Annotated in this window: 25 protein-coding genes and 2 pseudogenes; all 27 read right to left on the bottom strand. The window is 40.1% G+C overall.

Annotation, left to right across the window (positions count from 1 at the left end; genetic code table 11):
* Positions 1-4: 4 nt before the first annotated feature.
* The 27 genes and pseudogenes from KM934_RS08940 to KM934_RS08810 all read right to left on the bottom strand — a co-directional run bounded on the left by KM934_RS08940 (position 5) and on the right by KM934_RS08810 (position 24,906).
* The gene (locus KM934_RS08940; RefSeq protein ID WP_215760276.1) at positions 5-1,051 is read right to left on the bottom strand and encodes a nucleotidyltransferase family protein; all 1,047 of its coding nucleotides are present in this window, start codon (positions 1,049-1,051) and stop codon (positions 5-7) included.
* A 47-nt stretch (positions 1,052-1,098) separates the two neighbouring features.
* Complete coding sequence (locus tag KM934_RS08935; protein WP_215760275.1) at positions 1,099-1,992, bottom strand: bacteriophage abortive infection AbiH family protein; 894 nt, start codon at positions 1,990-1,992, stop codon at positions 1,099-1,101.
* A gap of 38 nt (positions 1,993-2,030) precedes the next feature.
* Positions 2,031-2,783, bottom strand: a complete 753-nt coding sequence (locus KM934_RS08930; RefSeq protein ID WP_215760274.1) for a WecB/TagA/CpsF family glycosyltransferase — start codon at positions 2,781-2,783, stop codon at positions 2,031-2,033.
* Positions 2,784-2,791: 8 nt separating this feature from the next.
* The gene (locus tag KM934_RS08925) at positions 2,792-3,865 is read right to left on the bottom strand and encodes a glycosyltransferase family 4 protein (RefSeq protein WP_215760273.1); all 1,074 of its coding nucleotides are present in this window, start codon (positions 3,863-3,865) and stop codon (positions 2,792-2,794) included.
* Entirely contained in the window at positions 3,862-4,887 is a 1,026-nt protein-coding gene (locus KM934_RS08920; RefSeq protein WP_215760272.1) for a glycosyltransferase, read from the bottom strand. The genes KM934_RS08925 and KM934_RS08920 overlap by 4 nt, the downstream gene beginning before the upstream one ends.
* A gap of 1,061 nt (positions 4,888-5,948) precedes the next feature.
* Positions 5,949-7,637, bottom strand: coding sequence for a transposase (locus KM934_RS08915; protein WP_215760271.1), 1,689 nt, complete (start codon positions 7,635-7,637; stop codon positions 5,949-5,951).
* 219 nt (positions 7,638-7,856) lie between these two features.
* A pseudogene (locus KM934_RS13330) lies at positions 7,857-8,013 on the bottom strand (acyltransferase family protein); the annotation flags it as partial.
* 131 nt (positions 8,014-8,144) lie between these two features.
* A complete protein-coding gene (locus tag KM934_RS08905; RefSeq protein WP_215760269.1) occupies positions 8,145-8,483 on the bottom strand; it encodes a hypothetical protein in 339 nt (112 codons plus the stop codon).
* Between the two features lie 3 nt (positions 8,484-8,486).
* Positions 8,487-8,999 (bottom strand): hypothetical protein, encoded by a 513-nt coding sequence (locus tag KM934_RS08900; RefSeq protein ID WP_215760268.1) that lies wholly within the window; start codon positions 8,997-8,999, stop codon positions 8,487-8,489.
* Between the two features lie 96 nt (positions 9,000-9,095).
* Positions 9,096-10,130, bottom strand: a complete 1,035-nt coding sequence (locus KM934_RS08895; RefSeq protein WP_215760267.1) for a glycosyltransferase — start codon at positions 10,128-10,130, stop codon at positions 9,096-9,098.
* Between the two features lie 107 nt (positions 10,131-10,237).
* Positions 10,238-10,846: an acyltransferase gene (locus tag KM934_RS13255; RefSeq protein ID WP_317192663.1), complete on the bottom strand. Its 609-nt coding sequence runs from the start codon at positions 10,844-10,846 to the stop codon at positions 10,238-10,240.
* A 106-nt stretch (positions 10,847-10,952) separates the two neighbouring features.
* Positions 10,953-12,152 carry an EpsG family protein gene (locus KM934_RS08885; RefSeq protein ID WP_215760266.1) on the bottom strand — a complete coding sequence of 400 codons (1,200 nt, stop codon included), beginning with the start codon at positions 12,150-12,152 and terminating at the stop codon, positions 10,953-10,955.
* A 117-nt stretch (positions 12,153-12,269) separates the two neighbouring features.
* Positions 12,270-13,184, bottom strand: a complete 915-nt coding sequence (locus KM934_RS08880) for a glycosyltransferase family 2 protein (protein ID WP_215760265.1) — start codon at positions 13,182-13,184, stop codon at positions 12,270-12,272.
* Between the two features lie 156 nt (positions 13,185-13,340).
* A complete protein-coding gene (locus KM934_RS08875; protein ID WP_215760264.1) occupies positions 13,341-13,901 on the bottom strand; it encodes a hypothetical protein in 561 nt (186 codons plus the stop codon).
* Between the two features lie 173 nt (positions 13,902-14,074).
* On the bottom strand, positions 14,075-14,356 hold the full coding sequence (locus KM934_RS13325; RefSeq protein ID WP_215760263.1) for a glycosyltransferase family 2 protein: 282 nt from the start codon (positions 14,354-14,356) through the stop codon (positions 14,075-14,077).
* Positions 14,357-14,362: 6 nt separating this feature from the next.
* On the bottom strand, positions 14,363-15,487 hold the full coding sequence (locus tag KM934_RS08865; protein ID WP_215760262.1) for a polysaccharide pyruvyl transferase family protein: 1,125 nt from the start codon (positions 15,485-15,487) through the stop codon (positions 14,363-14,365).
* 20 nt (positions 15,488-15,507) lie between these two features.
* Positions 15,508-15,870, bottom strand: coding sequence for a 4-fold beta flower protein (locus KM934_RS08860; protein WP_215760261.1), 363 nt, complete (start codon positions 15,868-15,870; stop codon positions 15,508-15,510).
* 139 nt (positions 15,871-16,009) lie between these two features.
* On the bottom strand, positions 16,010-16,927 hold the full coding sequence (locus tag KM934_RS08855; RefSeq protein ID WP_215760260.1) for an AbiTii domain-containing protein: 918 nt from the start codon (positions 16,925-16,927) through the stop codon (positions 16,010-16,012).
* Positions 16,928-16,953: 26 nt separating this feature from the next.
* Complete coding sequence (locus KM934_RS08850; protein WP_215760259.1) at positions 16,954-17,655, bottom strand: hypothetical protein; 702 nt, start codon at positions 17,653-17,655, stop codon at positions 16,954-16,956.
* Positions 17,655-18,137, bottom strand: a complete 483-nt coding sequence (locus tag KM934_RS08845; protein WP_215760258.1) for a hypothetical protein — start codon at positions 18,135-18,137, stop codon at positions 17,655-17,657. Before KM934_RS08845 ends, KM934_RS08850 begins: the two co-directional genes overlap by 1 nt.
* The gene (locus KM934_RS08840; RefSeq protein ID WP_262898226.1) at positions 18,121-18,969 is read right to left on the bottom strand and encodes a ParA family protein; all 849 of its coding nucleotides are present in this window, start codon (positions 18,967-18,969) and stop codon (positions 18,121-18,123) included. Before KM934_RS08840 ends, KM934_RS08845 begins: the two co-directional genes overlap by 17 nt.
* Before the next feature lie 95 nt (positions 18,970-19,064).
* On the bottom strand, positions 19,065-19,289 hold the full coding sequence (locus tag KM934_RS08835; protein ID WP_215760256.1) for a hypothetical protein: 225 nt from the start codon (positions 19,287-19,289) through the stop codon (positions 19,065-19,067).
* Positions 19,290-19,305: 16 nt separating this feature from the next.
* The gene (locus tag KM934_RS08830) at positions 19,306-20,640 is read right to left on the bottom strand and encodes a Coenzyme F420 hydrogenase/dehydrogenase, beta subunit C-terminal domain (protein WP_215760255.1); all 1,335 of its coding nucleotides are present in this window, start codon (positions 20,638-20,640) and stop codon (positions 19,306-19,308) included.
* Entirely contained in the window at positions 20,640-22,193 is a 1,554-nt protein-coding gene (locus tag KM934_RS08825; RefSeq protein WP_215760254.1) for a lipopolysaccharide biosynthesis protein, read from the bottom strand. Before KM934_RS08825 ends, KM934_RS08830 begins: the two co-directional genes overlap by 1 nt.
* 215 nt (positions 22,194-22,408) lie before the next feature.
* Positions 22,409-23,272 (bottom strand): annotated as a pseudogene (locus tag KM934_RS08820) (NAD-dependent epimerase/dehydratase family protein); the annotation flags it as partial.
* A 125-nt stretch (positions 23,273-23,397) separates the two neighbouring features.
* Positions 23,398-24,624, bottom strand: a complete 1,227-nt coding sequence (locus tag KM934_RS08815) for an AAA family ATPase (protein ID WP_215760253.1) — start codon at positions 24,622-24,624, stop codon at positions 23,398-23,400.
* Between the two features lie 123 nt (positions 24,625-24,747).
* Entirely contained in the window at positions 24,748-24,906 is a 159-nt protein-coding gene (locus tag KM934_RS08810; RefSeq protein ID WP_317192664.1) for a GxxExxY protein, read from the bottom strand.
* Positions 24,907-24,920 lie beyond the last annotated feature (14 nt).

Below are 24,920 nucleotides of genomic sequence, written 5' to 3'. Positions count from 1 at the left end.
GATTTTACTTATATCCATGTCGTTTCTTCCAAGCCCAGAACCACGTTCTGAACAATGGCTCGCTCAACGCCTCCGTGGGATAGCGCGTCACGAAACGGAGGTTGCGGAAGGTCATGCGGAAAAAGCGATGGCCCTTGCCTTCGCCCTCCTTGCTGCCCAGGCGATCGTCGAACTGCCCGAAGTTGCCACCACGCATCACCTCGTCCAACAAGAACCGTCCATCCTTCTCATCCATGGGCGCAATCATTTTGTCCTCGGGCAAGGCAAACACCTCGTGCAGCACATACATCACCGCCCCGGCAAACTTCCACAGGCCCAAGCGTCGGAGGGTGTCCTTATCCACTCCACGCTCCTTGTTCAACATGATAAAATAGTAGTCGAGCAATTGTCGCAGCCCGATGCCCTCCGTGAACAGATGGCGATAGAGATGCGAGAGAATGTAGATAACGTTGAACGACGTAGTTGGCGTGTTGATCTCGCCACTGCCATCGGGCAACGCCACACGGTTGGTGCATTGCTGATCCATCACCTTGCGAAACCACGCCTGCATCCTGATGTTGTGCAAGGGGAAGAACATATACGACGGGGTGAAATGCACCTCAATCGCCGTTGTCATGATGGGAAAATCCACATGGTGGTAGCGCATCACCTGACCCGGGCGAAGCCGATTGACGTACGCCAAGATTCGCCGACGCCCACCCTTCAGGTAAATGTCAATGTCGCCTGGCGTTCGCATGTAGGGATCGGAATAGAGCAGCGCATGCCCCTGTCCTTTCAATAGGCAGTTGCGAAACCCCTCATGCGTAAAGTTCCTGCACACCTTCGCCGAGTCCTCAAACAACCTCACGTTTTGTTGCTGAATCTTACGGGCCGTGCCCATCCATCTCATCAGCAGGTCCTCGTCGGGTCCCATTCCCTTCGGCAACCGTTTGATGCCATGAAACAGCACACCCACCAGCGCCTGCTTCTTGGCCAGCGCATACTGCTCCGCCCAGTCGGCCTCCTTCAGCGAATCGGGAACCGTCTCTGCAGCCCCAATGCTAAAGCGCAATAAATCAAAAAATATTTGTTGTTGCGACAACATTATCAAATTCCTCTTTACATGCAGAATGTGGAACATCTGTTCACGTCAAGCCCCAATTCGTTGATAACAGAATCTATATGCTCCACAGCCTTTTTCCTGGAAATGGGATCGTAGTAATAGATAGAAAAGAGCCATTCGCAAACGCCTTTCACATGTTTTGCCACTTCATGAAAGTAACCCATGTCGACATCTGTCAAGGAATGGCCATAAACCATGACATTATCCACCTGTCCTAACGATTGCCAATACTCGCTATTATTCGCAATAATGTCGGATGTCAACTTTCTTTGCTTATTCACTTCATAGGCAATATTGTCATAACCTTGATATTCATAAACCATAGGATCGTCGCTAAGATGATCGTTTGCATTTACGACAGCATGGTGCCCAACGATGATCTCATCGTTCGAATTGCGCCTACCATGAATGTAATTGATTCTATTCCTTGGCACTCCATACACCTTTTCCAACGTATCGGTATAATTGAACGACAAGTAGTTGTCTCCTCCACCAAAATGGGAGAGATTGGGTATGGGGTCAACATTGTTATCAATATCATTCACCCAATCTTCAAACACCCGATGAAAGGCGTTAAACATCATCCCCAACGAGAATTCGGGGGCATCCTCCATCTGCGCTATGTATCGTCCTTCATGCCCATCCTCCAATTGTATGTCATCGGTCGAGGCTTCAAAAGCAGCCTGAAAATCGAGATTGCCCAAGGCACGCTCCAGAACCGACCACAAATACAATTCGCCATTTTTCGGATTAACATCAGGATAGCATGTTTCCAACAACCCTATTTGGTATTGATCACCATGTTTCCACGCGTAATTCTTAAAATCATCATACGATGAAGCTATACCATGTGCCAAATCAAAGCCATTTCCAATAATATGCAAAGTCATCGGCTACTTACTAAGCGTTCTTACCCACGAAATCATGGTTATTTTCTGAATGGATCCTTGTAAATTCCTAAGAGTTGCTTAGCGAAATAGAAGAAGAACTGCATGTCGTCTACGAAGTAGCGCTTGAAGAGGCGTCTCGGCTCCTTCATGCAACGATACAACCACTCCATACCAATCTTCTGCCAAATCTTAGGCGCGCGCTTCAGTGTTCCAGCCTCGAAGTCAATGGTAGCGCCAAGCGCCATGAACACCTTCACGCCTGGCATCTTATCACGATACTTCATGATCCACTTCTCCTGTTTAGGGGCACCCACACCAACAAGTAGCACGTTCGCACCACTCTGGTTCACGATGCGAACCAACTCCTCGCACTCCTCCTCATGCTTCTCAAAGCCAAAGGAAGGCGAATGAGCACCGACCACCATCTGTCGGCCCACCTTCTCATTGATGCGTTCCATAGCCTTGGCAGCAATACCTTCCTTAGCTCCCAGCAAGAAGATTTTGCAGTCGGCATCATCTTTATGATACATATAATAAGAGGTGAAGAAGCTCGACCCCGGAATCGCTTCCTTGATGGGTGTCTTCAACAGCTTACTGAACAGGTAGAGAATCTTACTGTCGCACACCACCCATTCAGAGTTCTGGTACACATCATAAAACTCCTTGTCCTTCTGAAGTTTTATCAGATGATCAAGGTTAGGGGTTATCAGCACACCTTCGTGCAGATTCTCCAAGAGCTGTTGACGGGTAATGTTGAGAACGTCTATATTTAGTATTCTTATTTTGTTCATAGCATAATTTATTCTAAAAAGCCATTATAGATTTTCTTGAGCGAAGTGAAAACACTTTCAGGGAAAAAAGACTGTACTACCTTAAAGGATTGTTCACCTTCCGACTTAATAGTTTCTCTGTTCACAATGTAATGTTGGATTGCATTGGCAATACCCTCCGTATCTCCAGGCTGGACAAGTGTGCCATTATATCCATCCTTCAAAATCTCTGGGATACCACCAACCGGAGTGGATATAACAGGATGGTGATACGCCATAGCTTCAAGAATGGCTATTGGAAGACCCTCATTATAGGATGGCAGAATATAAACATCCTCCCAATTCAAGCATTCAATCTTTTTTTGTCCGGCAATCCATCCTTCGTACGATACGATAGACTCAAGATGATGCTCTCGAATATATGCCTTAATGTCACCATCAACCTCATTGCCGCCCATTCGGACAAGCAACTTACCATCAAACTGCTCTCTATGTTCTGCAATAGCCCTCAACAAGTCAAAGCCACCCTTCCGTTTGCTGATCTCACCCATATACAACAGATGTAATTTACCATCCTCTGTATGGTAAACGGGCTGCAAGTCAGGCGGAGAGACAATATTATTTAAAACATTAATCTTATCCTCATCAACACCTATGGAAGCAAAATACTTCTTCCACGACTGAGACAAAACAATCAGGCAATCACAAAGATTGATATCTCTCGTGATCTCGTCCTTGGCATTCGATTGATTATAGTATTCCACAAAATCAGCAGCATGCTCATGAAGAATCACTTTTTTCTTAAAGCGTTTAGCAAGACTGATGAACATCTTACAACGCTCAAAGGAAGCGTTGGCAGCACCATGAATGTGAACGATCTTTAAACGCTTGTCAAACGTCAGCAATAGAGCTGTTCTCACCAACGCCTGAAGTGCATACCATGACTTTACCAATTTGTTTCCCAATCTCCATGTGGGAATAAATCGCATACAATCTATGTACTTGTCGTACGAGACGAGCACAGCAGTCATGCCACCCTTTGTGTGCTTAGAGACTCCAAGAAAAAGAATTCTCTTAGAAATATTTCTAGATATTAAATTCATATATCTATATTTTTTGCGTGCATAAATTTAAACAACAAGTCACAGAAATAATCTGTTGTCAACTTCGAAACCTTGTTGAAAATTCTTTGTCCGAAATCAGTTCTTATCGAATTGTTTTCCATCAATGACTCAATTGCATTAACTGAAGATTTAACATCTCCAATCTTTACGAGATAACCGTTTTCTCCATTGTTAATGATAGATTTTATAGCATAGCTATCTGTCGTGACAACTGGTTTATGGTAAAGAGATAATTCATAGACTACAATTTGACCTCCTTGTGTTTTTACATTAATAGGAATATAGCCTATTCTACAATGACGCAGCAGAGATAAAAACTTTTCCCCGGGTACATCAAAATACATCATAAGGTTTTGGGGTAAGCTTCCCTTAGGGAAAGATGGTTTCGCAGCAACCCCAACAAATTGATATTGGGGTAAAGCCTTGACTACTTTCAGGAACAATTCCCAATCTCTATATGAATTTCCTCCTGTAAAGATATAGCCTTCATCAGTATTATCTTTACCCTCACGCAGAATTTTCATACCAAAATCATCGATTGTATCAGGCTGAATAAAAAATTGCTCTTTGGGTATATTATATACACTATGATATAAATTGATAAGCTCTTCATTGTTTACAGAACATAACAGACGTTTAAAGGCTAATCTATATAATACAGTCTTAAACTTGCTACCTGAAAGGTTATCAATCATGTTGAGAAGTATTACATGATTGGACTTATGAAGCATTTGTACAAAGATAGCAATGAACACAGCAGAAGCTGTATCATCCAAAACAATTATAGTTTCGCATTGCTTTACTATCAGCGATATATATATACTTCTAATAACCTTAAGCAAATTCCACAGAAAAGATCCAAAATGTGGATAATGTACTATTGATCGCAGGCGATGTGGTATTCCATTTACCCGCAATTGCACTCCTCTGTTTTGAAAAGCTCTGATAAGATAATGAGACTTTGTTTTAAAGTTCATTACCAAGTAAACTCTTTTCTTCATATGAATATTTAATAATTATCAACAGTTGTACTTATTTTCAATGTTGTGTCTGTGCCTCACATATTTATTAATAAAAGCCCATGCCGCTGAAGCTCATCAATATGATTTCTTCGTTGCCATTGATACATCAGGGTTGACAACTCACCAAAATAGTAAAATATTCTCATTTTTATATATTAATTTAATAAGCCTTTACTAAATCCTTCCATTTATATGGTTCCTCTTTAAATGTCTGAATAAAGAATCTGGAGAAGACCTTACAAATAAAGGAAACAATTAAAATGCAGAAAATTATTATCGGTAAATTAAATGGAAATATGAAATTAAGTTTATCTGTAAAGATACAAGACTGTATTAGGTATGATTCCAAACAAAGTCCTGATATAGTCATAATAACTGAATGTCCAAGTTGTTTGTTATATATTTTTTTAAGCACATTTATATTACATAATTTATAAAAATAAAATACTATTCCAATTAAAGGTATTAACGTTACTATCTGATAGGTTGCTATGGACACGTCTTTCTTCGCCTCATATTGGACTACATAAAACAGAAACAATGAGATAATAAATAGAATACCATCTAGCATGGGTTTTACTTTAATTTTAGATCGTTTCATTCCTATCCATGCGCCAAAGAGCATAAAATCGAAATATGGTAACCATCTGTAAAGTGTTGTTATGCCATAAAGTCCCTTTTCTCCAGTTTCTGTCTTATAAGGAAAGAAAAATACATATACTATTAGTGATGCTATACCAATAAGACACATTATTAAGGGAATATGCTTTATGAAATATTTACGCAAAAAATATATGATTACGTAATATCCCATTATTGCAATTACAAATCCCCCCCCAGACCGTCCGAGAACGTCACTTTGAGACTTATCATAGTAGACAGAGCCACTATCGCGACTTCACCTGAGCCCATTTAAGAGCCCGTTATTTTTCATCTTAAAATTTAGTTTATGGTAAGCAAGTCGTCATAAGGGCCGAAAATGACCAGTATGAGCATACATAGAGCGTGTTTTTCGATGGTATACGATTCCCTAAAGGATTTTATCGGAGCGAGGCAACAAGGGCTGGCACACCTCTGAGACTTATGGCACGACGAAGGTTGTAAGATAGGCAGAAGAGACCCATCTCAGTACTGACTTTGGCAAAGCCTTTGAGTAAGAAATAGTATTGTCCAAGAGTTCGCTTCATGGTTCCGAAAGGATGCTCGGAGAGACATTTGCGATTGTCCATTTTATTCTGGTCAAGGTGAAGGACATAGCGTACGACTTTCTTCACTACCTTCGTTCTGGGAGGTTTCGGTTTGTCCTTGTTCTCTTCCTTGAGTTGCTTGCGCTTAGCTTCGGTAGCCTTTATCAATGTATCCTTATTAAAGTCGACCTCCTTGAACCTCTGGGCAGTACACTTGCATTTGCATTTCTTGCATGCCAGTTTGTTGCAGTAGCGTATCATGCCGTTTCGTTTGATTGACTTCTGTCTGAGGATTTCACCCTGCGGGCAATAGATAAGATTACGTTCGGCATCCCTTACAAAGTATCCTTCAAGAGCCTTGGCACGCATCTGCTCGGGAGTCATCTTCAGTACTGCGGAGTCAACAACATCGGTAGCGAATTCCTTGACCTCAGCAGTCTGTGCATCGGTCAGGATTCCTTCGTAAACATCAGGTATTACGCCTGCCTCCAAGCATGCTTTCAGGTCTTCCGGCTTTGTGCTTGCCTTCTGTTCATCGGTTATGGTTGCTTCGTTGTAGTCAAATTGGACTTGCTCCGTACATCCACCATCACGCTGGATGACGTTAGGTATGATACCATTTGCCAGTGCGTCAGCATGATCCTCAGGACACTCGTAGCCTTTGTCTGCAGTGGTTTCAAGAACTGGCACATCGTAATCAGCCTTTATCTCAGAAGCAACGTTGGTTATCTGACCGTGGTCAGTAGGATTGTTGGTTACCTGAAAACCAGCTATCATGTGGCTCTCGGCATCAACAGCAGTCTGCACGTTGTAGCCTACACAGAAACCCTCGTTGGCTTTCATCAGTCGGGAATCGGTATCGGTAAGAGAAATCTGGCTTTCGCCACTCTCCTCAAGCTGATTTCTGTAGCCCTCGTAGCGTTCCTTGCGCTCCTTGCATACATCAAGTTTGCGCTGAATCTCATCCTTTGAGAGTTTGCGTCCTTCTTCATGGTCGTAAGCGTCAAGCTCCTCCATGTAGATGGAGATGTGTTCGTCAAGACGCTTGATTCGGTCATCGAGCTTGCTCAACGTAAGATTATTGTCCTTGGCATTTACAGCCTTGAACTTACTGCCGTCAATGGAGATGTACGACTTGGAAAAGAGCTTCAGTCCCATGCAAAACTTATTGAACTCCTTATATACTTTGGTGATAGCCTCCTTGTTATCCTTGCGGAAATCAGAGATGGTGCGGAAGTCTGGGGACAGTTTGCCGAGCAGCCACATAACCTCAACGTTACACTTGCACTCACGGGCAAGCTTGCGTGAGGAGCGAACCTGATAGAAGTAACCGTAGATGTATAGCTTGAGCAGATCGCGAGGATTGTAACCAGGAGTGCCAGTCTCAGCGGGTGTACTGCGGATAAATCCCAGTTCATCCATCTTGAGACGGTCAACGAATGCATCAAAGAGTCTTACGGGAGCGTCAGCCTCCACATACTCGTCAATGCAGTCTGGGAAAAGAACCCTCTGTCGCCTGTCAGAACCTTTCTTGTATGCCATATCTTATCGTCTTAATTTACTATAAAGGTACGAAAAATACCTGAGAATAAAGACGATTCTGAGTTAAACAACTATAACAAAACAAACAAAATCACACGACTAGTAACGAACCTAACCTACGTGGCTATAGTTTTCGGACAGTCTCCCCCCATATTTTTTCTATTGATATAGTATTTGACCATGTAATCAATGAAGCAATCATACCACATACAAATGCAGAAGGAAAAATTCTATTAATTCTTCTTTTGTACCAATTCGCAAAGTCATCCATTCTTCCCATAAATAAAGTAAAACCTGAGGCAAACAAAAAAAGTACATCTCCAATTGCTCCACCAGTTGCCAAAATACTATATTTGGGAGGATAACAAATATCCATGTGGCTGTTGATAATCAAGAAAACAGCTAAAAACTTAAGTATGTCGATACTAAAATCACGTTTATAAATAGGAGTATTCATCTTAAAATTATTCTAAAACAAACTCTATTGATTCGATACAACAAAAGACTTTAAGAAAAAGAGTTCAGTATGTCATTGAAATGTGTCGTTACTTTCTCAAGATATTGTGTGTCTACTGTATTATATAGTAGAATGAGCGCTTTATCAAAAGTAGTATCACTGTTAAGTAAAGTTGACTTGTATTCGAATTCAAGATCACTTTGGTTGAAAAGCTTAATATTTACTTTGTTGAGTGGAGGTATTTTTGAGATTTCAATACTCAAATTGTTTTTCTCATCAATGCATCGAAAAGCATTATCCCCAACCTTAGTCCATTTTATTTTTTTTTCCAAAGTTAGAGAATTCAAGCCATTTATTGTAGGCATTATTTTTTCTAAATATTTATCCATAATTTAATGTTTTATTACATTACTTTGAACTTCTGATTCTATGAGCATTAATTCATCATTCAATTTTTGTAGACTCTGAAGAATATATTCGGGTCTATAATTTGTGTTGTTTTCTTTTGTCAATTCAAATAGGTGGTTAATTTCAGATGGAAGAGTCAACTGATATTTCTTTAAGGATGTATGGTAAGAAGCTATCTCTATAGAGGCATTATTTAAATCATGTAAACGTAGAGCTGCTTGTTCATATTTCTCGTTTCTGATCAACGTGATAACCATATCCGAAAGTCTTAAGGCATCAGTAACCTTTATCAAAGATAAAGCAGATGAAATCCGTTTTCTATTTGAATCAAGAGCTTCTTTTATTTGGACATTAGTATTTTTAACATTCCACAACTGAAAAAGCGTAATGGCAAAGCAAATTATCGTTATTAACGAAGCAACAAAAGAAAACACCTGAAACCAGTCAGTAAAAGGCTCTACAAATCTATACCAAAATGATAATAAAGACGCTGCCATGAGTTTACTCTAATAATATTTATACCCTATAGAATATCAGTGAGTTCTATATGAGTTAAGACAGTCGCTAATCACGCAATTATTAACTATTACCTTTTAACGCTTCCCTTTCAACCACAATACACTTCTTGCAAAAACAATCAAGTTGTTATACATTTTGTGCTTCTGAAAGAAAGCTATAATAAATGAATGTATGACCAATCGATTAATCGGATATGTGATATGGCCCCAAATTTCTTTGTTGCACAGTTCTTTTAAGTACTCTTTAGTTTGTCGATAGGAATACTGTGATTCTATCAAGCCCATAACATTTGCTCTCATATAGGCAATCAAGAATCGCTGCGCTCTCAAGCATTTTGGATCCCGGTCTCGTGTCAAGTCACATAAGCAATGATACAATGAAATCATTCTTGTATACTTACTGGAATCATACTTTGCATGCGTTAAGGAGCCCCCATTATTGAAGCAATAGTAATAATATGGCTCAGACAAATATACCACTTTCTTTGCATGAGGCAGATACAACTCCTGGAACACTATATCTTCTGATAGTATCTCACGTTCGGAACGGAACCGGATATGATGCTTCTTTATAATATCGTTTGAATATATGCTATGCCAAACAGACATCTCATATTTCCAATCCTTTTTCTCATTGACAGGTGAACTAACAAAGTCTATAGCTAATTTTGTTACGGCATTACCTTCAAAGATTGTCGTCTTTTGGACATTCTTGAACTCTTTGACATTATCTGCAGACCAATACTTATAGAATCCACAATAGATAGTATCTGCTTTAGCTTTTTCAGTTTGATCATATAGTTGCTCGTACATCTCCATTTTGACAAAGTCATCACTGTCAACAAAAGCAACATATTTGCCTGTCGCAACATCGAGGCCCGCATTCCTGGCATCAGCCAGTCCACCATTCTTCTTATGCACGACTTTTATACGTGCATCTTTCTTTTCGTATTCGTCACACATCTTTGGACAGTTATCAGGTGATCCATCATCAACCATGATAATCTCAATATCCTTCAACGTCTGATTGAGCAAAGACTCCATACAACGGTCGAGATACTTCTCAACGTTGTAGATTGGTACTATTATAGATACTTTTGGAATTTTCATCTGTTGTTTATAATGTTAATGATACATATCTTTTTGACACATAAAGTGGTCATCATTAGGTTAGCTTTTCCTATGTTAGGACATGCACTCAATGTTGAATATCACTATTACCCATTTACATGACTTACAAAATCATCAAAGCCGTTGAATATGGCTTTATGATTCTTTTTCCATTGTTCGAATTGCTCTTTATTAAAAATTCTACTATAGGGATAATCATATTTATCATAGTTGTGGCCATCAACGAAGCATGGGTAGTCATCGTAGAACTTATCCTCAGTTAATACACCGCCACTTTCCAAGATGGCTTTAGCATACTCTTCGCACTCGTCAACATACGCTTTTTTACGTTTCGCATAATAGTCATCATACGATCCGATCACTTTAGCCGGAACACCTACCGCAATAGAATTGGAAGGTATATCCTTGGTTACTATAGAACCAATGCCTATAATGACATTATCACCAATTGTAACGCCCTTCAGGATAGTTACATTCTCACCCATCCAAACATTATTACCGATTTTCACTTTCCCGTGACTTGGTAAAAATTCGTTATGTGAGTAAACGAAACACCAAGATGCCCAATCGTGTGTAAGGATAGTAGTTCCTCTGTGAATGAAGACATGCTCACCTATCTCTACCAGCTCTGGTCGGGTGGTGTCAATAGTCACATGTTTAGGATCAAGGAATGTTGTACCATTTCCTATCTTCACCCACCCCCTTGCGATAATAAGCAAGCAGTCTGTCACTGCTGCTTGTGTAATACAATTTCTGTAGCTTATGAATAACTTTCTGTATAATCTCCATATTAATTAAGATTTATTTATCCCATATAAACATCGGTACGTCTTGCCATACAAAAAGGAAACGAATATATTCCCAAACCCAAAAGAAGAATCCAAACATTAGGAGTCGATCAAAATTACTAAAGATCTTACTTTTTCTATAATACAATATAAGAGAAACTGGTACAAACCAAAATATCGACCAACAATATGCTACACGACGTACGATTTCCAAGTCATAAAATGTTTCAAGAATAACAAGTCCTATTATAGATATATTAAATAATGAAACATAAAGATTATAATGATTTCCAAGTAAGATTGCGCCACTCTTCACCTGTTCATTAATATTATTTTGGGTATCTTTTGCTTTATGTAATAATTTGTAGCCTAAATAGGCAAGAGAACAACAACCAAATGTCTCTAGTAACTCAATAATAATGTTTCTATTATAAGCATCATTCATTGCGTCTGCTGAGAACCACATATCTGCATTATCTACATATCCACTGAATTTTTCATTTGAAGAGCCTAAGAATTGAAGCAGACCATTAAGATAACTAAAATCAAAACTCTTTGAAATTACAAACTTACCTAATAGTAATATTGGAACGGAAAAAATCCAGGGAAATGGCCTTTTAAGAAATATCATAGCTAAAGTTGAAACAAATATACCGACTATTGCAATAGAGTGGAGTGAATATGCAACAAGAGCGAGTATAAACAATTCGGCCCATTGCTTGATCATAATCTTCTTATGCGGGAAGTTCTCAAGTATATTATTTAGTTTAGCGAGATAGAAAAATACAAATGAAAGAGAGAATGCTTGCCGGGGGAAAGACTCATGAATAACTATAGTACTCATGAGGAACAAAGGAAACATGTACATCGCATATCTTCTCGATGGCTTCATTAAAGTTAAACCTCCCCAAATAAAAGGAAAGGCATAAAAAAAGAAAGCCCCTTCCGCTGTAACTCCTAATATCTTTAAAAAATTATTTATTGACGTGAACAGCACCTGATTGTCTTCAAGATTATAATTGAAGACATCAAGATAATGAAGATAATCCACGCCTCGTCCATAGCGAGCACCTTCGATCAAAGTGAACATGACGATAATAATGAAGCATGGTCCCCAATAATTTTTTGTTTTAGATACTATCTTGCCAACCCAAATCATTGCTGCAAATAGGATTAGATTAATAGCATCATATATAAAATCAAAGTTGAACATGATTTTAATCTATTTATTGTATTGTATTTTAAAATTTTTGTAATGGATATCCATAATAAGATTTATAAATACTAACAACTGTGGTTAAAAATAACAACACATGATTCTTAAAATGGTCTAAAAGAGCAAGAAGAATAACTTGTAAAATAAATATTTATAAAACGGCAAGAAAGAACTGTCAATATCAACATGCAAACTTCGCATTCTACTTTTAATTTTTGAAACATAATCTAAAGACATTTTGTTAGTAAAAAAGCCTTTCACAAGATTATTTGATATTCTTGTCACTTCAGTGGACAACTTTAAACTATGCCCTTTGAATCCCAGATTTAAGCATTGGATGATTATATCAAATGTACATGAAATATCTGACTTACTAACAATTTTATATTTCGAAAAATAATCGGGTTCGTTATACAGATAGTTATTTGTCGGAACAGTCCGGAAACTATTAACATGTGTCATGAAATGCAATATAAAGTCTTCATCTTCTCTAACAACATATTCAGTATTAAAACGCAGAGAATATTTATCGATCAAAGATCTTCTGAAGCAACGAGACCAAAGATAGCCAAAATTTTCAAATTCCAGTAATCTTTCTAAAAGTTCCTTCCGTGAGAGTGTTTCTTCAGATGATTCAAAAAAATCCTTAGTAGTGTATGCAAGCTGATCAGCTTTCTTATATTTGTAGCCCTGGATTACAATGTCTTTATTAGAAAGTACATCAAAGTTCTCCAACCATTTCTGTGTCACAGAATCATCAGAATCACAGAACGCGACAAAATCGCCTGTAGCCTTATCAAGGCCCAAGTTTCGAGCCGAGGAAACTCCGCCATTTTCCTTGTGGAACACCTTAAAACGGACATCTTTTCTGGCATATTCTTGACAGATAGCTAACGAATTATCACGAGAGCCATCATCTACAAGGATACATTCCCAATCGGTATAGGTCTGGGCGATTATGCTATCAAGGCAGCGATGAAGGGTCTTCTCTGCATTATATACTGGTACTATTATACTAATTGTAGCCATTCGATTTTTTGTGATTTTTATTTTTATATGGGAAAAGAACAAGAATATTAGTATTCTATCTTTTCTAATTCGGCATCATTATCCATCTGCTCTGCCTCTCTTAAGTATTATAGATTTTAAATATTAAAAGGTAAATTACTTTAATATTACTATCAATTAATGTTTATAGAACAAAAGCTTTACAAAAGACTTTAATGCTGACTTACTTCGCTTCATTTTGAGATAACATACAATGAAAGCATCTTTGAGGATGAATGGGGCCTTCGAATAGAAAATTCTAACAGCTCGGTCTGTCGGAAGAATGGAATGAATGTTCTGATTATGTTTCCAAAAGTTATGTCGGCTGCTATAATTGTAATAACGATATAGCGTATGAATGCTCATGCTCAATTTACTATTATAACTGGCTATATTCAATTGTAGAGCTTCTTCATTTCCTTTTGCCAAGATCATCTTCTTTTCATATTCAATGTTAGCTGCTTGGTAAATTGCCTTAGCATCCTTTATATTGGAAAGAGATTCTCCTTGATTAGTCATATAATGATACGTTACTTCTGGGATGCATATCATCTTCTGACATCGAGCAAAAGCATCAAAAGAGAACAGATGATCCTCCAACCATTTCAGACTCTCACAAAATCTCAAGTCATTAATCAGCTCTCGCTTGTAGGCGGTGTCCCAAAGGAAACCTGCATAACCGTATTTTTCTGTAATCATAAAGATGTCGGTGCTATTGGTTAGAATCATTTTCTGGGGTACCGAGTAAATCCGCCTGCTACCATTAGAATTGTCATCTACCTCATAACCTGTCTTGATTATATCGGGATAATCCTTCTTTATGACTTCTGCATATAGCTGCAAGGCGTTGGGCTCCAATAGGTCGTCGCTATCTATGAACAGTATATACCCCCCCTAGATTGGGTCAGACCTATATTCCTTGCTTTCGAAGGTCCTCCGTTTTGACAATGAAATACCATGAAGCGTTCATCCTTTGTGGCATATTCATCACAAATTTGTGGGGAAGAGTCCTTACAACCATCATCTACGAGTATTACTTCATAATCAGTATATGTCTGATCTTGGATGCTGTCTAAGCAACGCCGAAGATATTTCTCTGAATTATAGACTGGTATTACTATTGAAAAGAGAGGTTGGCGATTATCTGTATTCATTTTTTATTAACTTAAAGAATCTGTAAGGAATTTGAAAGCCTCCTCACGCTTTTTATTTAGTATACAGTCTACTTTTTCGTAATCAATATCAGGTAAATCCTGATATTCTTCTGGGCTTGTAATCAATCGATCTTCTAAATCAAATAGTTTCAGAAGAGATTGGAAACGAGCTAATCCTCTTTTCTTGTTGCCTATAACAGTGAACTGTTTATGGAAAAGAATGGAGAATACGCAGGCATGAAAGGAGTCATTGATGACATATTTTGCTTCTTCAAAAGCTTGCAACCAATCTTCCAATGGCGGTTGAGGACGTGTACCTCTTTCTCCCGTACCTGTGTCAGGCAGATTGGTAAGTTTTATCTCTAAACCTTTATCCTTAGCTATCTTAGATCTAAGAGCCGCAATCTCGGGGGTCTCATCCAAAACATACGACATCAAAATTGATTTTTGGGTTGGGGGCTTACTTATTAACTTTTGGTAATCGCTCCTTTTCAATAGCATTGTCGGATCCAAAACCCACTTTGCTTCAACACCTAAGTATTTTTTACAGGCAGCTACGCCGCTTTCCTCTCGAACGGAGATGCCATTAAACCGTGCGATAGCTTTTTTACAATCATCCAAATCATTTTCAGGTATATCCGGAACATCTACACCGAAAGAAGCCGCGTATGATACACGTTTTATATTCCATCCTTCTGTGAAACCGAGAAAAGCGTCAGAAGCTAAAGTTGTAGACCAAAATCCAAGAAAATACATCATTCTCCAGATTTGGTCACTACCTACTACAAATGCATCAAAATCAGATGGTTTTATATCTGTAAGATGTGAAATTACAAGACGATGAATATTACTTTCGATAAAGGGTTGAGTAAACTTGCGCTCCGTAGCTTGACGCTGGTAGGCGTTCCTTTCCTGAAATATTCCAACTTTTTCCCCAAGTATATATTTCTTAATAGCTCGTTTAGTATATGAGTATGGTCGCTTCCACCACGGGAGCAGTTGAAGTCTGAATGGTTTGTCGAGAACCTTCACCTCATGTCCCATCCGCTCCAAAACGGTTTGTAGGGCATAGGCCTGAAGTATTCCTCCATAGTTGGTATGTAAGGGTAATGTAAGTATTCCTATTTTCATTGATTACTGATTTTATCACGTTATTTAGCACCAGATAAGAGCATTTGTGAGAGAGGGTCACTTGACTTGCGTATACTAAAAAATGGTTTTGTATAAGCAATCTCCCTAAAGGACTTAAAGGGTATGAATTGTTTAAACTCTTTAAACGGTTCGAACTTTACGAACACATCTGATGCCTTTTTATTAAAGCCATTTATCAGACCGTCTGTATTCCGAATTATACCTCTATCATACCATCCCAAATGTTTGCCATTGAATCCATATATGCAATCTCCATGCAAATATGCCACAGGTTTTCCCTGCCACATATAAATAACCGCTTCATTCCCATAGGCTATGTAAGCAATAGGATTCCCCTGTATGTCATATAGTGTTTCTTCCATAAACTTTATTTATATTGTTGTTTTTGATTAAAAAAGACAACTTGATAAAAGTTGCTCAAAAAATCAAAGATACCCTAAATGCCAGCTGGATTGATTATACATTTAAATGATATTGTCCTCTTTAGCTTGATATCATAAATCAAACGAGAAGAGATAATGCTGATAAGACATATGGTTGCAACTGGTTTGCAATGATGTCAGAAGAGAGACTTCCAAGAATCGTAGGAATTGCCTGAAAGCATCTTTTAAGAAAACCCTTACGTGGATTATCTTTTTTGAGTTCTTCTTTTATGTCTGTTGAAACTTCATCATAGTCATGCCTGTTAGTCAACCCTTCAGCGAGCCTATCTATCGATTCGATAATCGCTTGCAGACTTTCATTCTGCTCATTATTAATCGAATTGTTGTTACCAACAACAGTGGTTGCACCCTCTGCATGTATTGTTCCATCGCCCATATTTACGATGCCCGCTGTAATGTTGTTCTGCGTTATCATAGTGGCTTTTGTTTTAACAAATGAATTAAAATCAATATCTTCATCTTTGCTTATTTTTAGCAAGTAATCAATCAACAATGACTTTACGGTTACAACTATTTGTTGAACAGCAGCCTTGCTAACATATTGATATGAATCTTGAATTTCCCCGTTCAAGTTTTTATTCAAAACTCCATAGACTGCAACTGGAATGCGCATTTGAATAGTTGTGGATTCGTTATCGTTAGAGCATAGATTCTCAATTTCTGTTATCGGGTTATGGAAAGGCATGTGAGATAATCTCTCTCGAATGTCCTTCCGATTGATAACATCCGTTGGAAATTCTATCCTTGTAGTTCCTCTGAATGGCACAAAAACATCCACTTTCAGTCCAGAATTGAGAATTCTATATTGAGGTGGGGCGTCAATATATCCCTCTAATTCTTGACTAACCCACTTGAGTAAATCAGAGTCATTCCTCTTCGCTGCAAAAATTTTTGTTTTTAGAAGAATATCAGATATGGGAGTCTTGCCCATAAGGTCTTCAAGAATATTTTCTGCAAGTTGTTTAAAGTCTATCATAGATACTACTTTTTTTTTAATGAGAATCAGTCTATATTCTGAACTTTCTTTCTAAAGGATTTGATAATCTCTCTATTCAAGATTTCTTTTCCAGCATAATTTATTTTATGGTATTCGTCATTATACTTTAGCGACAGTACTGTAATAAATGTAGATAATAGACGCCGTAAACAATCTTGAACCTCTTTGCATTTGGTCTTATCAAATGCAGGGAAATGACTTAACGAAGTAATAGCTTCCATGTGATTCTCATCAGACGTATGGACATCTCTACACAATATTGCATACTCATTGTGGAGACTATTATGCAATGAGGTATATGAACTAAAAACATTCACTACTGATGCTTTGTCGAAAACCTCATACACGCTCTTCGTTAAAACAATCGTATTGTCTTCATCAAAGCAGATGCTCTTCAGGAAGTTTTCTATCGAACTCCTCAACAAGAGTTTTGCACCTTTATAACAACCATTAATAGTCATGAAAAAGGCTTGGCCTACATCAGAGCACGATTCTTGCAAATATGAATATTGAATTGGTTCAATTAAACCTCCCTTAGTTGCGCATAAAGGCCGGAACTCTTCTGTAATCAGCAAGTAGGCATAATATTTCTTGTGGCATGAAGAAAACATTCTTTTTGCTTCATCTTCAACAAGAATATGGCTCATATCATAACTATTTATAAATGAGCACAATTCCTTAAAATCTTCATTAATCGCCCTTGCCATTAAAACAATTTTAATTTATTAATTGTCTCGTTCCATGAAAAATTCGGCTCATTCTTTTTTCTCTTCTTTACTTCTGCCATACAACTGTCATTCTCAAGCATTGCCTCTAATGCCGTCACCAAACGAGAATGGCAGTGGGCTTCCATTTTTGAAATTTTACATACGATATTGCCAATATATTCGATTCTTGAACGTTTTGACATTGGATTGAGTTTAAGTCCAAGTACTTCGTCTGCGAATGACAATATGTCTTCCTTTTTGGGAAATAGCTCCTCGTCTTGAAACATTTGGGGCAATATGCCAACCAATTGTCGAGTTTCATCCTTTATGGAGCTATGCCTGCTAAAGCAATCACTACTTCTGTTTTGAAGCATTTCAAGAATATCATTTATTGTTATATCTTTGTTAGAATCAACCAACCATGATAATTCTTGTATAAATTTTAATATCTTTTGTTCCTTGTTTTTACTTATGTTCTTCATATCTTTCTATCCTCTTTATCATTTCTTTTATAATTGCAACTAAATTATAACTCAATTCTGACTTTTCCAAATCTAAGATAAATGATTGGCTAAGCTGTTGTTTGGGAATTTCTGTACGCTTATGGATAAAATTCCCGAATAGATAATCTTTAAGATTATCCGTAGACTTGATAGTCTCAACACAACGCTTATACACCAATGTACTTTCTTCGACCATGGTAAGTATTATACCTAAGAATTTCAATTGTAGGTCTAAATCCTCTTTTTTCTGATCTATTATTGTTTGCAACAGACTCACACCTGTATAAGATAATGGGTCTGGCTTTACTGGTATCACATAATAGTTACTTGCAACCAAAGCGCTTGTCATCCAAATTGACGGTGTTGGTGGGGTGTCAATTATTACATAATCAAACCCCAAAAGCTGTTGTACTACATCCAAATATTTCTTTAGTCTGTTCTCTTTTCCCGAACCTGCACTTATTTCTATTTTGAACAAATTCAGATTGCCTGGCAAGATATATAGGTTATCCATAATTTTATAAGGCTTAATCTCCTCATAACATTTTTTGGATTTATGTGATGCCCCTCTTACTGTACTCACTCGTGTGACGTCACCATCAAACAAATCGAGTACAGTATCAGAACCATCTTCCATATATTTAACATAATCATCACCTGAAAAGAAACACTGAGTTGCATTGAATTGAGGATCAATATCAATCAGCAAGACTTTCTTTTTTTCATGCACAGCCAAGCAATGAGCTACATTTGTTGACAAAGTTGTCTTGCCAACTCCGCCTTTCATATTTATGAAACTAATAACTCTCATTTTTCTATAATTTATTTTGTTGTACTAATTTTAGCTACTTTCAAAAAGCTATTGTCCTAAGGTTAGAGCTATCCCCCACAATATTTCATTGTCTCTCATACCCCAAACCACTCATTCATCAGCAACTTCGGCTGCTTGGCATCGCTGCGCTGGATGTCGCGCATCATGGCGAGACTGGCGTCGCGGAGGGCATCAAGGGATTCCGGGCAGCCGAGCGAAGTGAGGGTGATAAGTCTTGTATAGTCGAAATCCCCAAGGCGAACAGAGAGAAACCACTCCTTGGGCTGACCGTTCCAACCAATGGTGGTGAGATATGGCATTGTGCAGTCCTCATTGTCATTTTAATGTGATTTCCATCCTATAAGACTTCCAACCATTCTGCTTGTTGCGGAAGGTGATGGCAGAAATCTTGGCGTCTTGTGGTAGAGACGGAACAAAATTTGTTTGAGAGTTTTGAGGACAGGGAAGAGTTGGATGGGCTAATTTACATTTACCCCCCCCCATAAGCTTTTTCAATACTCTCTTTATCAGCTGTTTATATCGCCTTAGAGACAATCTTATTCTACTCTTAAAAGACGGGCGGAGACTTTTGTCTATCAGGTCGATGACGCTTGGCGATGCATCAAGGGAGGCGAAGAACTCTGCTCGTTTTGGATGGGGCTTGGTAATGGACGACAGACCGCCATTGTATTTGGATGCTATCTCTATTGATGATTCTTTCTTGGTTACCTTGCTCCAGTCGAGTGCTTGACGGCCCTTATCTGTGTTCACCAATACGAGGCCTGTGCCTTTATCATCATCCATCTCGGGCATTTCGATATGGATTCCCCAGAAGTCGGCTATTGTTATATCACTATGGCTGCAGCCTTGCTTGGCTCGACATTCATGGCATGATGGGCGGAGAATCATATCGGAGAGGAAGGCTCGCATGTAGTGGTTCTGTTGATGCCAGCTGCACAGAGAATGGGTCTTCTCTTCTTGATTGTATGAAAGGACGAAGTTGAACTTCTTCCATCCGTTGCTCTTGTTGCGGAACTTTACATCGTTGATGGCTCGTTTGCCTGATGTTACCACTTCGTCAAGATAGCGTTGCCATACCTTGGGGCTTGGTACTCCGTGGCAAACGAAATCTACAGTTGTCAAGTTGTCGTATTCCTTTCGGAGATAATGATTAAGTCCTGCTATCTGACATGGTGATCCTGAGAAGAGCACCTTGCGGCCTTGTTTCAGGAATGCTTCGGCATCCTTGAAGGCTGTAGCAGTGCGAGCCTGAACATATTTTGATCCCATAAATGGTTTTATGCCTTCCATTGTCTCTGCATAGTCGATGACTACTTGCCAATCCTCATCGAATCTAGCTCCAAAGACTAGGCCACCTTCTGAGATGGTTTTCTCTGCAAGAAGATAGAAGATACCGCCAGATGAACTTTTTAGTCGAATCTCTTCATTCTTGTTGATTGCAGCATAGACGTTCAAAGGTTTGCGCTCTTCGTATGGATGAAGCTCATGGCACACCTTCTCGCACAGTCCGCAATCGATGCAGTCCTCCTTGTTTACTGCAGGATAGAGGAAGCCCTCGCTGTCGGTCTGCATGGTGATGCAGTGCTTGGGACATTTCATCGCGCAGGCTGAGCAGCCGCAGCAGTCAACCTTGTTTGTTATCTGTATCATTATCGTTTACCGATTTTCGATTTCAGTTTACCTACATATAGCAGTGTCTTGCTTAGAATCATCTCCCGTTCTTGTTTGTCGCAACCAACATAATAGATGGACAAAAGTGAACATACTAAGCATAATAAAGATGTCACAATAAGATTTATCCATCCTTTATCGAAATAGATGAATGACAGGAAGGGAAGTGCTGAAGCTATAGCTGACACCATCAGAACATTAAGTAGTACTTTCTTTATGAACACCATGCTCGACCATGTAGGGAATACTCCATTGAGCATACACATGCGGGCGATGATGGCCGTACAAGCAGTGGCAGCATTGCATATAGGGACAATCTCAACGGGCAGTCCAAACTTCAATCCTAAATAGGACAAGGGAAGCATCGTGAGCAATATTCCACCTACTATAATCTGGTAGTTGCGGATTTCGCCCGTGGCATTCTTTGCCGTTATAATCGGCCTTGACACGGCCTCGGCAAGCATGAAGACTATTATCCATCTTGTGAATGACACTGTATGATCAGGCACTATGCCCAACCATATATAAAGGATGAAATGTGCATTGAACATGATGGGCAATGCCAGGACGAAGAGAAGATAGTATGAATAACGGGAGCCGAACAAGAGGAGCTTCATCAGTGAGTCGTATTCTTGTGCGGCATATCTCTTGGTAATCTGTGGGTTGAAGGCTTGTGTAAAGCTATCTACAAACCGCTGGACAATTGTGCAGATGTTGTTTGCCACTCCATTGGCAGCATTTACTACTGGTCCTCCAGCCCAGTTGAGCAAGAGCGTGGCTCCCTGTGTACGGAGCACTGCTGCCGAACAACCAATGAAGTTCCAGCCTGCAAAGCCAAAGAGGCTTTTGAACATGGTCTTGTCATATACCCAATGGAAGGTACATTCCTCGAACTTACGCTTGCAGAATATCACATAGATGCACTGATTGACCACATTAATCAGGCAAAGCAATATGGCATACATAATCAAGCGGTCGATGGGGGAATTCATGATGGCATAGCAGATGACAAGCTTGAAGATCGCATCCAATATGGTGAAGTAGGCATAGATGTCCATACGCTCGTGGGAGATAATCGAGCTGGAATAGGGCATGTTGACAAGGCCAAGAATGAACGTGACGATAGACAACTGGAAGCACCAATGGGCTGCATACATTCTGTCGGGCGGTATGACCATCTTGTTGTTCAGATACCATAATCCGATTGTCTCTAACAGGATTAATATAATTAAGCTGAATCCCATCATGATAATGATAGACATGGAGAACGTCTTCTTTAGTCGCTCCATGTCTCCACGTCCGAGCTCGAATGTGAGTGAACGGCCAATGGAGGACGTGAGCGAACTTGACACAAGGCTGAACATAGCGACAAATCCTCCTACAACATTATATATACCGAAGTCAGTCACTCCCAATGCATTAAGGATTATTCGTGATGTGAACAATCCGATAACCATCATGACTATCATTCGGAAATACAATGCTACCGCATTTCTTGCTATCTTTTTATTATTTGTTACTTCTTGTGACATTATTATTGATTACTGATGACTGATTATTCACACATTATTTATTTCAGCGGTGTTCATCAAGCTACGCAAGTGTCTGATGACTGATGATTGATGACTGATTATTCACACATTATATATTATAAGCGGTGTTCATCAAGCTAAAGCAAGTTCCTGAATCAATGTACCTGTCCCTATGACCCTCTATGACCCTTTGGCAGTAGACATATACTCCTTGATTATTTCAGGCTTTGCTTATACCATTCAAAGAGCTTGTTTACTCCATCTTCTATCTCCACCTTGTGCGTCCATCCGAGTGAATGAAGCTTGCTGACATCAATGAGCTTGCGCATGGTTCCGTCGGGCTTTGAGGAGTCGAATTCCACTGTTCCCTCGAATTCCACGGCTTTCACCACCAATTCCGACAATTCGCGGATGGTTAGTTCCTTGCCTGTTCCCACATTGATGTGGCAGTTACGGATTTCGCCGAGCGACGGGATGGCACCGCCTCGTCCTTCGCTGTTGTTGCGGTCAACGGCTCCGTCGGCCTTGGCGCCGAAGAACACCGACGAATATTTCTCGATGCCGATGATGTCCTTGAAGTCAACATTGAGAAGCACATGCACGCTGGCATCAGCCATATCCTCGCTCCACAGGAATTCACGCAGAGGTTTTCCTGTTCCCCATAGCACCACCTTATTATTATAGATGCCATAGAACTCCAGGGCCTTGAGGATGCGCTCATGAGAGTTACGTCCGTCCACATTTCCCTCGCCGATGATAGACTTCAGCTTCTCGTCAGGATTGATTGGGCGTTTGTTCATGTCGTTCTCGATAGCCTTCCAGTCTCCGTCGTGAATGAGTTTGGCGAGATAAATCTTGCGCATCATGGCTGGCATCACGTGAGAGTTCTCGAGATGGAAGTTATCATTCGGACCATAGAGATTGGTGGGCATTACTGCGATGTAATTTGTGCCATACTGCAAGTTGTAGCTCTCGCACATCTTCAGTCCGGCGATTTTCGCTATGGCGTATTCCTCATTGGTATATTCCAGCGGCGAGGTGAGCAGAGCGTCTTCCTTCATTGGCTGCGGAGCATTCTTTGAAAGTCGCTGGAGGTTCTCGGATTGGTTTCTACAACTTCGCATTGGGTGTTGAACGAATGGGCCTCGAACCTCGGATACAGGAGGTTAAACTCTGCTATTGCGGTGTTCATCGACTGGCGAGATTACATATTGATATCAATGCCTATGCTTTCTGCCAATTCGTCGAGCGTAGCCGACAAGTCGATCTGTTGCCTCACGGTCTCATCGAAGGTGGTGAGAGGCAGGCCTACGGTGGGTTGCTGCTCTTCGATGGTCACCTTTTCGCCTTCGCGCTTGAAATAACAGCTTCCCACCTTGCTCCTATCCAGATAGAGCTTCTTGTTGTGGTGATGGTCCTCGCAGAACTTATCGAAGGTCTGGGGCGACACCTTGCGTATCTCTCCCAGCATCAACAGTTGGTTCATGCGGTTCAGCATATAGTCGCTGTGGGTGGTCATCTGTATCATCATTCCGTTGTTGATGCATCTTGCAAGCATATCCATAACGAGCGATTGCTTCTTGGGGTGCACATGTGCCTCTGGCTCTTCAAACAGCATGCTGTTGTAGAGGCTCTTGCCGTTTTGAAGCATCAACAAGAAGGGCATGAGCTCTTTGACGGATGAGGCGGCCGCTGATACGGGGATCTTCGCGCCCGACTCAAAAACGATGAAGATATTGCCATTCTCCACAACAATCTTTCCGTCGACAAGGCGGGCTATGTAATTGGAATATAGCTGAATGTCGGGGCTTGCCACACGCGACGGTGTTTTGAGGTCGTCAAACTGGCGTAGGAACTCGCGATACATTCCGATCGGCGTGGTGGTGTTAGATCCTATGAATGCTGCGCGCGCCGGGGGGAGCAGGAGTTGGAAGAAGTAGGGCTGATTGAATATCTTTTCCGCAAGATATTTGTTGAGCGTGATGCTCATCAGCAGGGTTTGGTCTGCCAGATGCATCGGAAACACTTCCGTCTTGCCGTTCATGCTGCAACGACTGAAGCTGGTGGTTTCGTCATCGTCGAGGCACTTCACATGGAGTGGCATATCGTCGTCGAGGTCGAACACGTAGTTGACATGACACGAAAAGTCGCTATAGCCCAACAGATAGCCAAGGTAGGCGCTTGTGTTATTGTTTAGCCACAGTCTGAAATCCTTGAATTTAACGTCAAGCTCGAGTTTGTTCCCCTTAACCTTTTGTTCAACAAACTCTTGCATTCTAATAGCCGTCAAGGCAGAGGTTAGGTTGTAAACGAGGAATGCGGTATAGCTCTTACCCAAACCCGACTCGCCCGTGAAGACCATGAATGGCTTGAGGGTGATCTCGGAGTTGGTTATGGGTCCTAACTTATCTATTAAAATGCGAATATCCATAGGAAATAATCGTTTTGCAAACGTGGAGGTTTGGTTCACACGGATGTGTTTTGTTGCTCTCTTAGTGGAGGAGCACCTTCATTATAATATAAGGTATTGGAGGATTGAGATTCTGCTTAAGGGCTATTCGGCGTACATCACCTTGCGCTCCTGCTGGAGGGTGTGGGAGTGGCCGAAATTGTAAAGCAAGCCTAACTGGCAGCCAGTGGCTTTGAGGTAGTTATACACTTGGCTGCGGTGGGTGTTGTCGAGGTCGCCAACGGCCTTGATCTCCACAATGATGTTGTCGTAGCAAA

The organism is Hallella faecis (assembly GCF_018789675.1).
In the GTDB taxonomy this organism is placed as follows: Bacteria; Bacteroidota; Bacteroidia; order Bacteroidales; family Bacteroidaceae; genus Prevotella; species Prevotella faecis.
This window is presented reverse-complemented; position numbering and strand designations above follow the sequence as displayed.

What these genes read in the sequence shown, in the direction of transcription:
- KM934_RS08880 (WP_215760265.1), bottom strand. Translation starts at nt 13,184, where the DNA reads ATGGCTACAATTAGTATAATAGTACCAGTATATAATGCAGAGAAGACC.
- KM934_RS08845 (WP_215760258.1), bottom strand. Translation starts at nt 18,137, where the DNA reads ATGAAGAACATAAGTAAAAACAAGGAACAAAAGATATTAAAATTTATA.
- KM934_RS08825 (WP_215760254.1), bottom strand. Translation starts at nt 22,193, where the DNA reads ATGTCACAAGAAGTAACAAATAATAAAAAGATAGCAAGAAATGCGGTA.
- KM934_RS08850 (WP_215760259.1), bottom strand. Translation starts at nt 17,655, where the DNA reads ATGGCAAGGGCGATTAATGAAGATTTTAAGGAATTGTGCTCATTTATA.
- KM934_RS13325 (WP_215760263.1), bottom strand. Translation starts at nt 14,356, where the DNA reads ATGAATACAGATAATCGCCAACCTCTCTTTTCAATAGTAATACCAGTC.
- KM934_RS08830 (WP_215760255.1), bottom strand. Translation starts at nt 20,640, where the DNA reads ATGATACAGATAACAAACAAGGTTGACTGCTGCGGCTGCTCAGCCTGC.
- KM934_RS08905 (WP_215760269.1), bottom strand. Translation starts at nt 8,483, where the DNA reads ATGGATAAATATTTAGAAAAAATAATGCCTACAATAAATGGCTTGAAT.
- KM934_RS08885 (WP_215760266.1), bottom strand. Translation starts at nt 12,152, where the DNA reads ATGTTCAACTTTGATTTTATATATGATGCTATTAATCTAATCCTATTT.
- KM934_RS08860 (WP_215760261.1), bottom strand. Translation starts at nt 15,870, where the DNA reads ATGGAAGAAACACTATATGACATACAGGGGAATCCTATTGCTTACATA.
- KM934_RS08840 (WP_262898226.1), bottom strand. Translation starts at nt 18,969, where the DNA reads ATGAGAGTTATTAGTTTCATAAATATGAAAGGCGGAGTTGGCAAGACA.
- KM934_RS08865 (WP_215760262.1), bottom strand. Translation starts at nt 15,487, where the DNA reads ATGAAAATAGGAATACTTACATTACCCTTACATACCAACTATGGAGGA.
- KM934_RS08900 (WP_215760268.1), bottom strand. Translation starts at nt 8,999, where the DNA reads ATGGCAGCGTCTTTATTATCATTTTGGTATAGATTTGTAGAGCCTTTT.
- KM934_RS08875 (WP_215760264.1), bottom strand. Translation starts at nt 13,901, where the DNA reads ATGATTACAGAAAAATACGGTTATGCAGGTTTCCTTTGGGACACCGCC.
- KM934_RS08895 (WP_215760267.1), bottom strand. Translation starts at nt 10,130, where the DNA reads ATGAAAATTCCAAAAGTATCTATAATAGTACCAATCTACAACGTTGAG.
- KM934_RS08935 (WP_215760275.1), bottom strand. Translation starts at nt 1,992, where the DNA reads ATGACTTTGCATATTATTGGAAATGGCTTTGATTTGGCACATGGTATA.
- KM934_RS08855 (WP_215760260.1), bottom strand. Translation starts at nt 16,927, where the DNA reads ATGATAGACTTTAAACAACTTGCAGAAAATATTCTTGAAGACCTTATG.
- KM934_RS08915 (WP_215760271.1), bottom strand. Translation starts at nt 7,637, where the DNA reads ATGGCATACAAGAAAGGTTCTGACAGGCGACAGAGGGTTCTTTTCCCA.
- KM934_RS08925 (WP_215760273.1), bottom strand. Translation starts at nt 3,865, where the DNA reads ATGAATTTAATATCTAGAAATATTTCTAAGAGAATTCTTTTTCTTGGA.
- KM934_RS08920 (WP_215760272.1), bottom strand. Translation starts at nt 4,887, where the DNA reads ATGAAGAAAAGAGTTTACTTGGTAATGAACTTTAAAACAAAGTCTCAT.
- KM934_RS08815 (WP_215760253.1), bottom strand. Translation starts at nt 24,624, where the DNA reads ATGGATATTCGCATTTTAATAGATAAGTTAGGACCCATAACCAACTCC.
- KM934_RS08835 (WP_215760256.1), bottom strand. Translation starts at nt 19,289, where the DNA reads ATGCCATATCTCACCACCATTGGTTGGAACGGTCAGCCCAAGGAGTGG.
- KM934_RS08930 (WP_215760274.1), bottom strand. Translation starts at nt 2,783, where the DNA reads ATGAACAAAATAAGAATACTAAATATAGACGTTCTCAACATTACCCGT.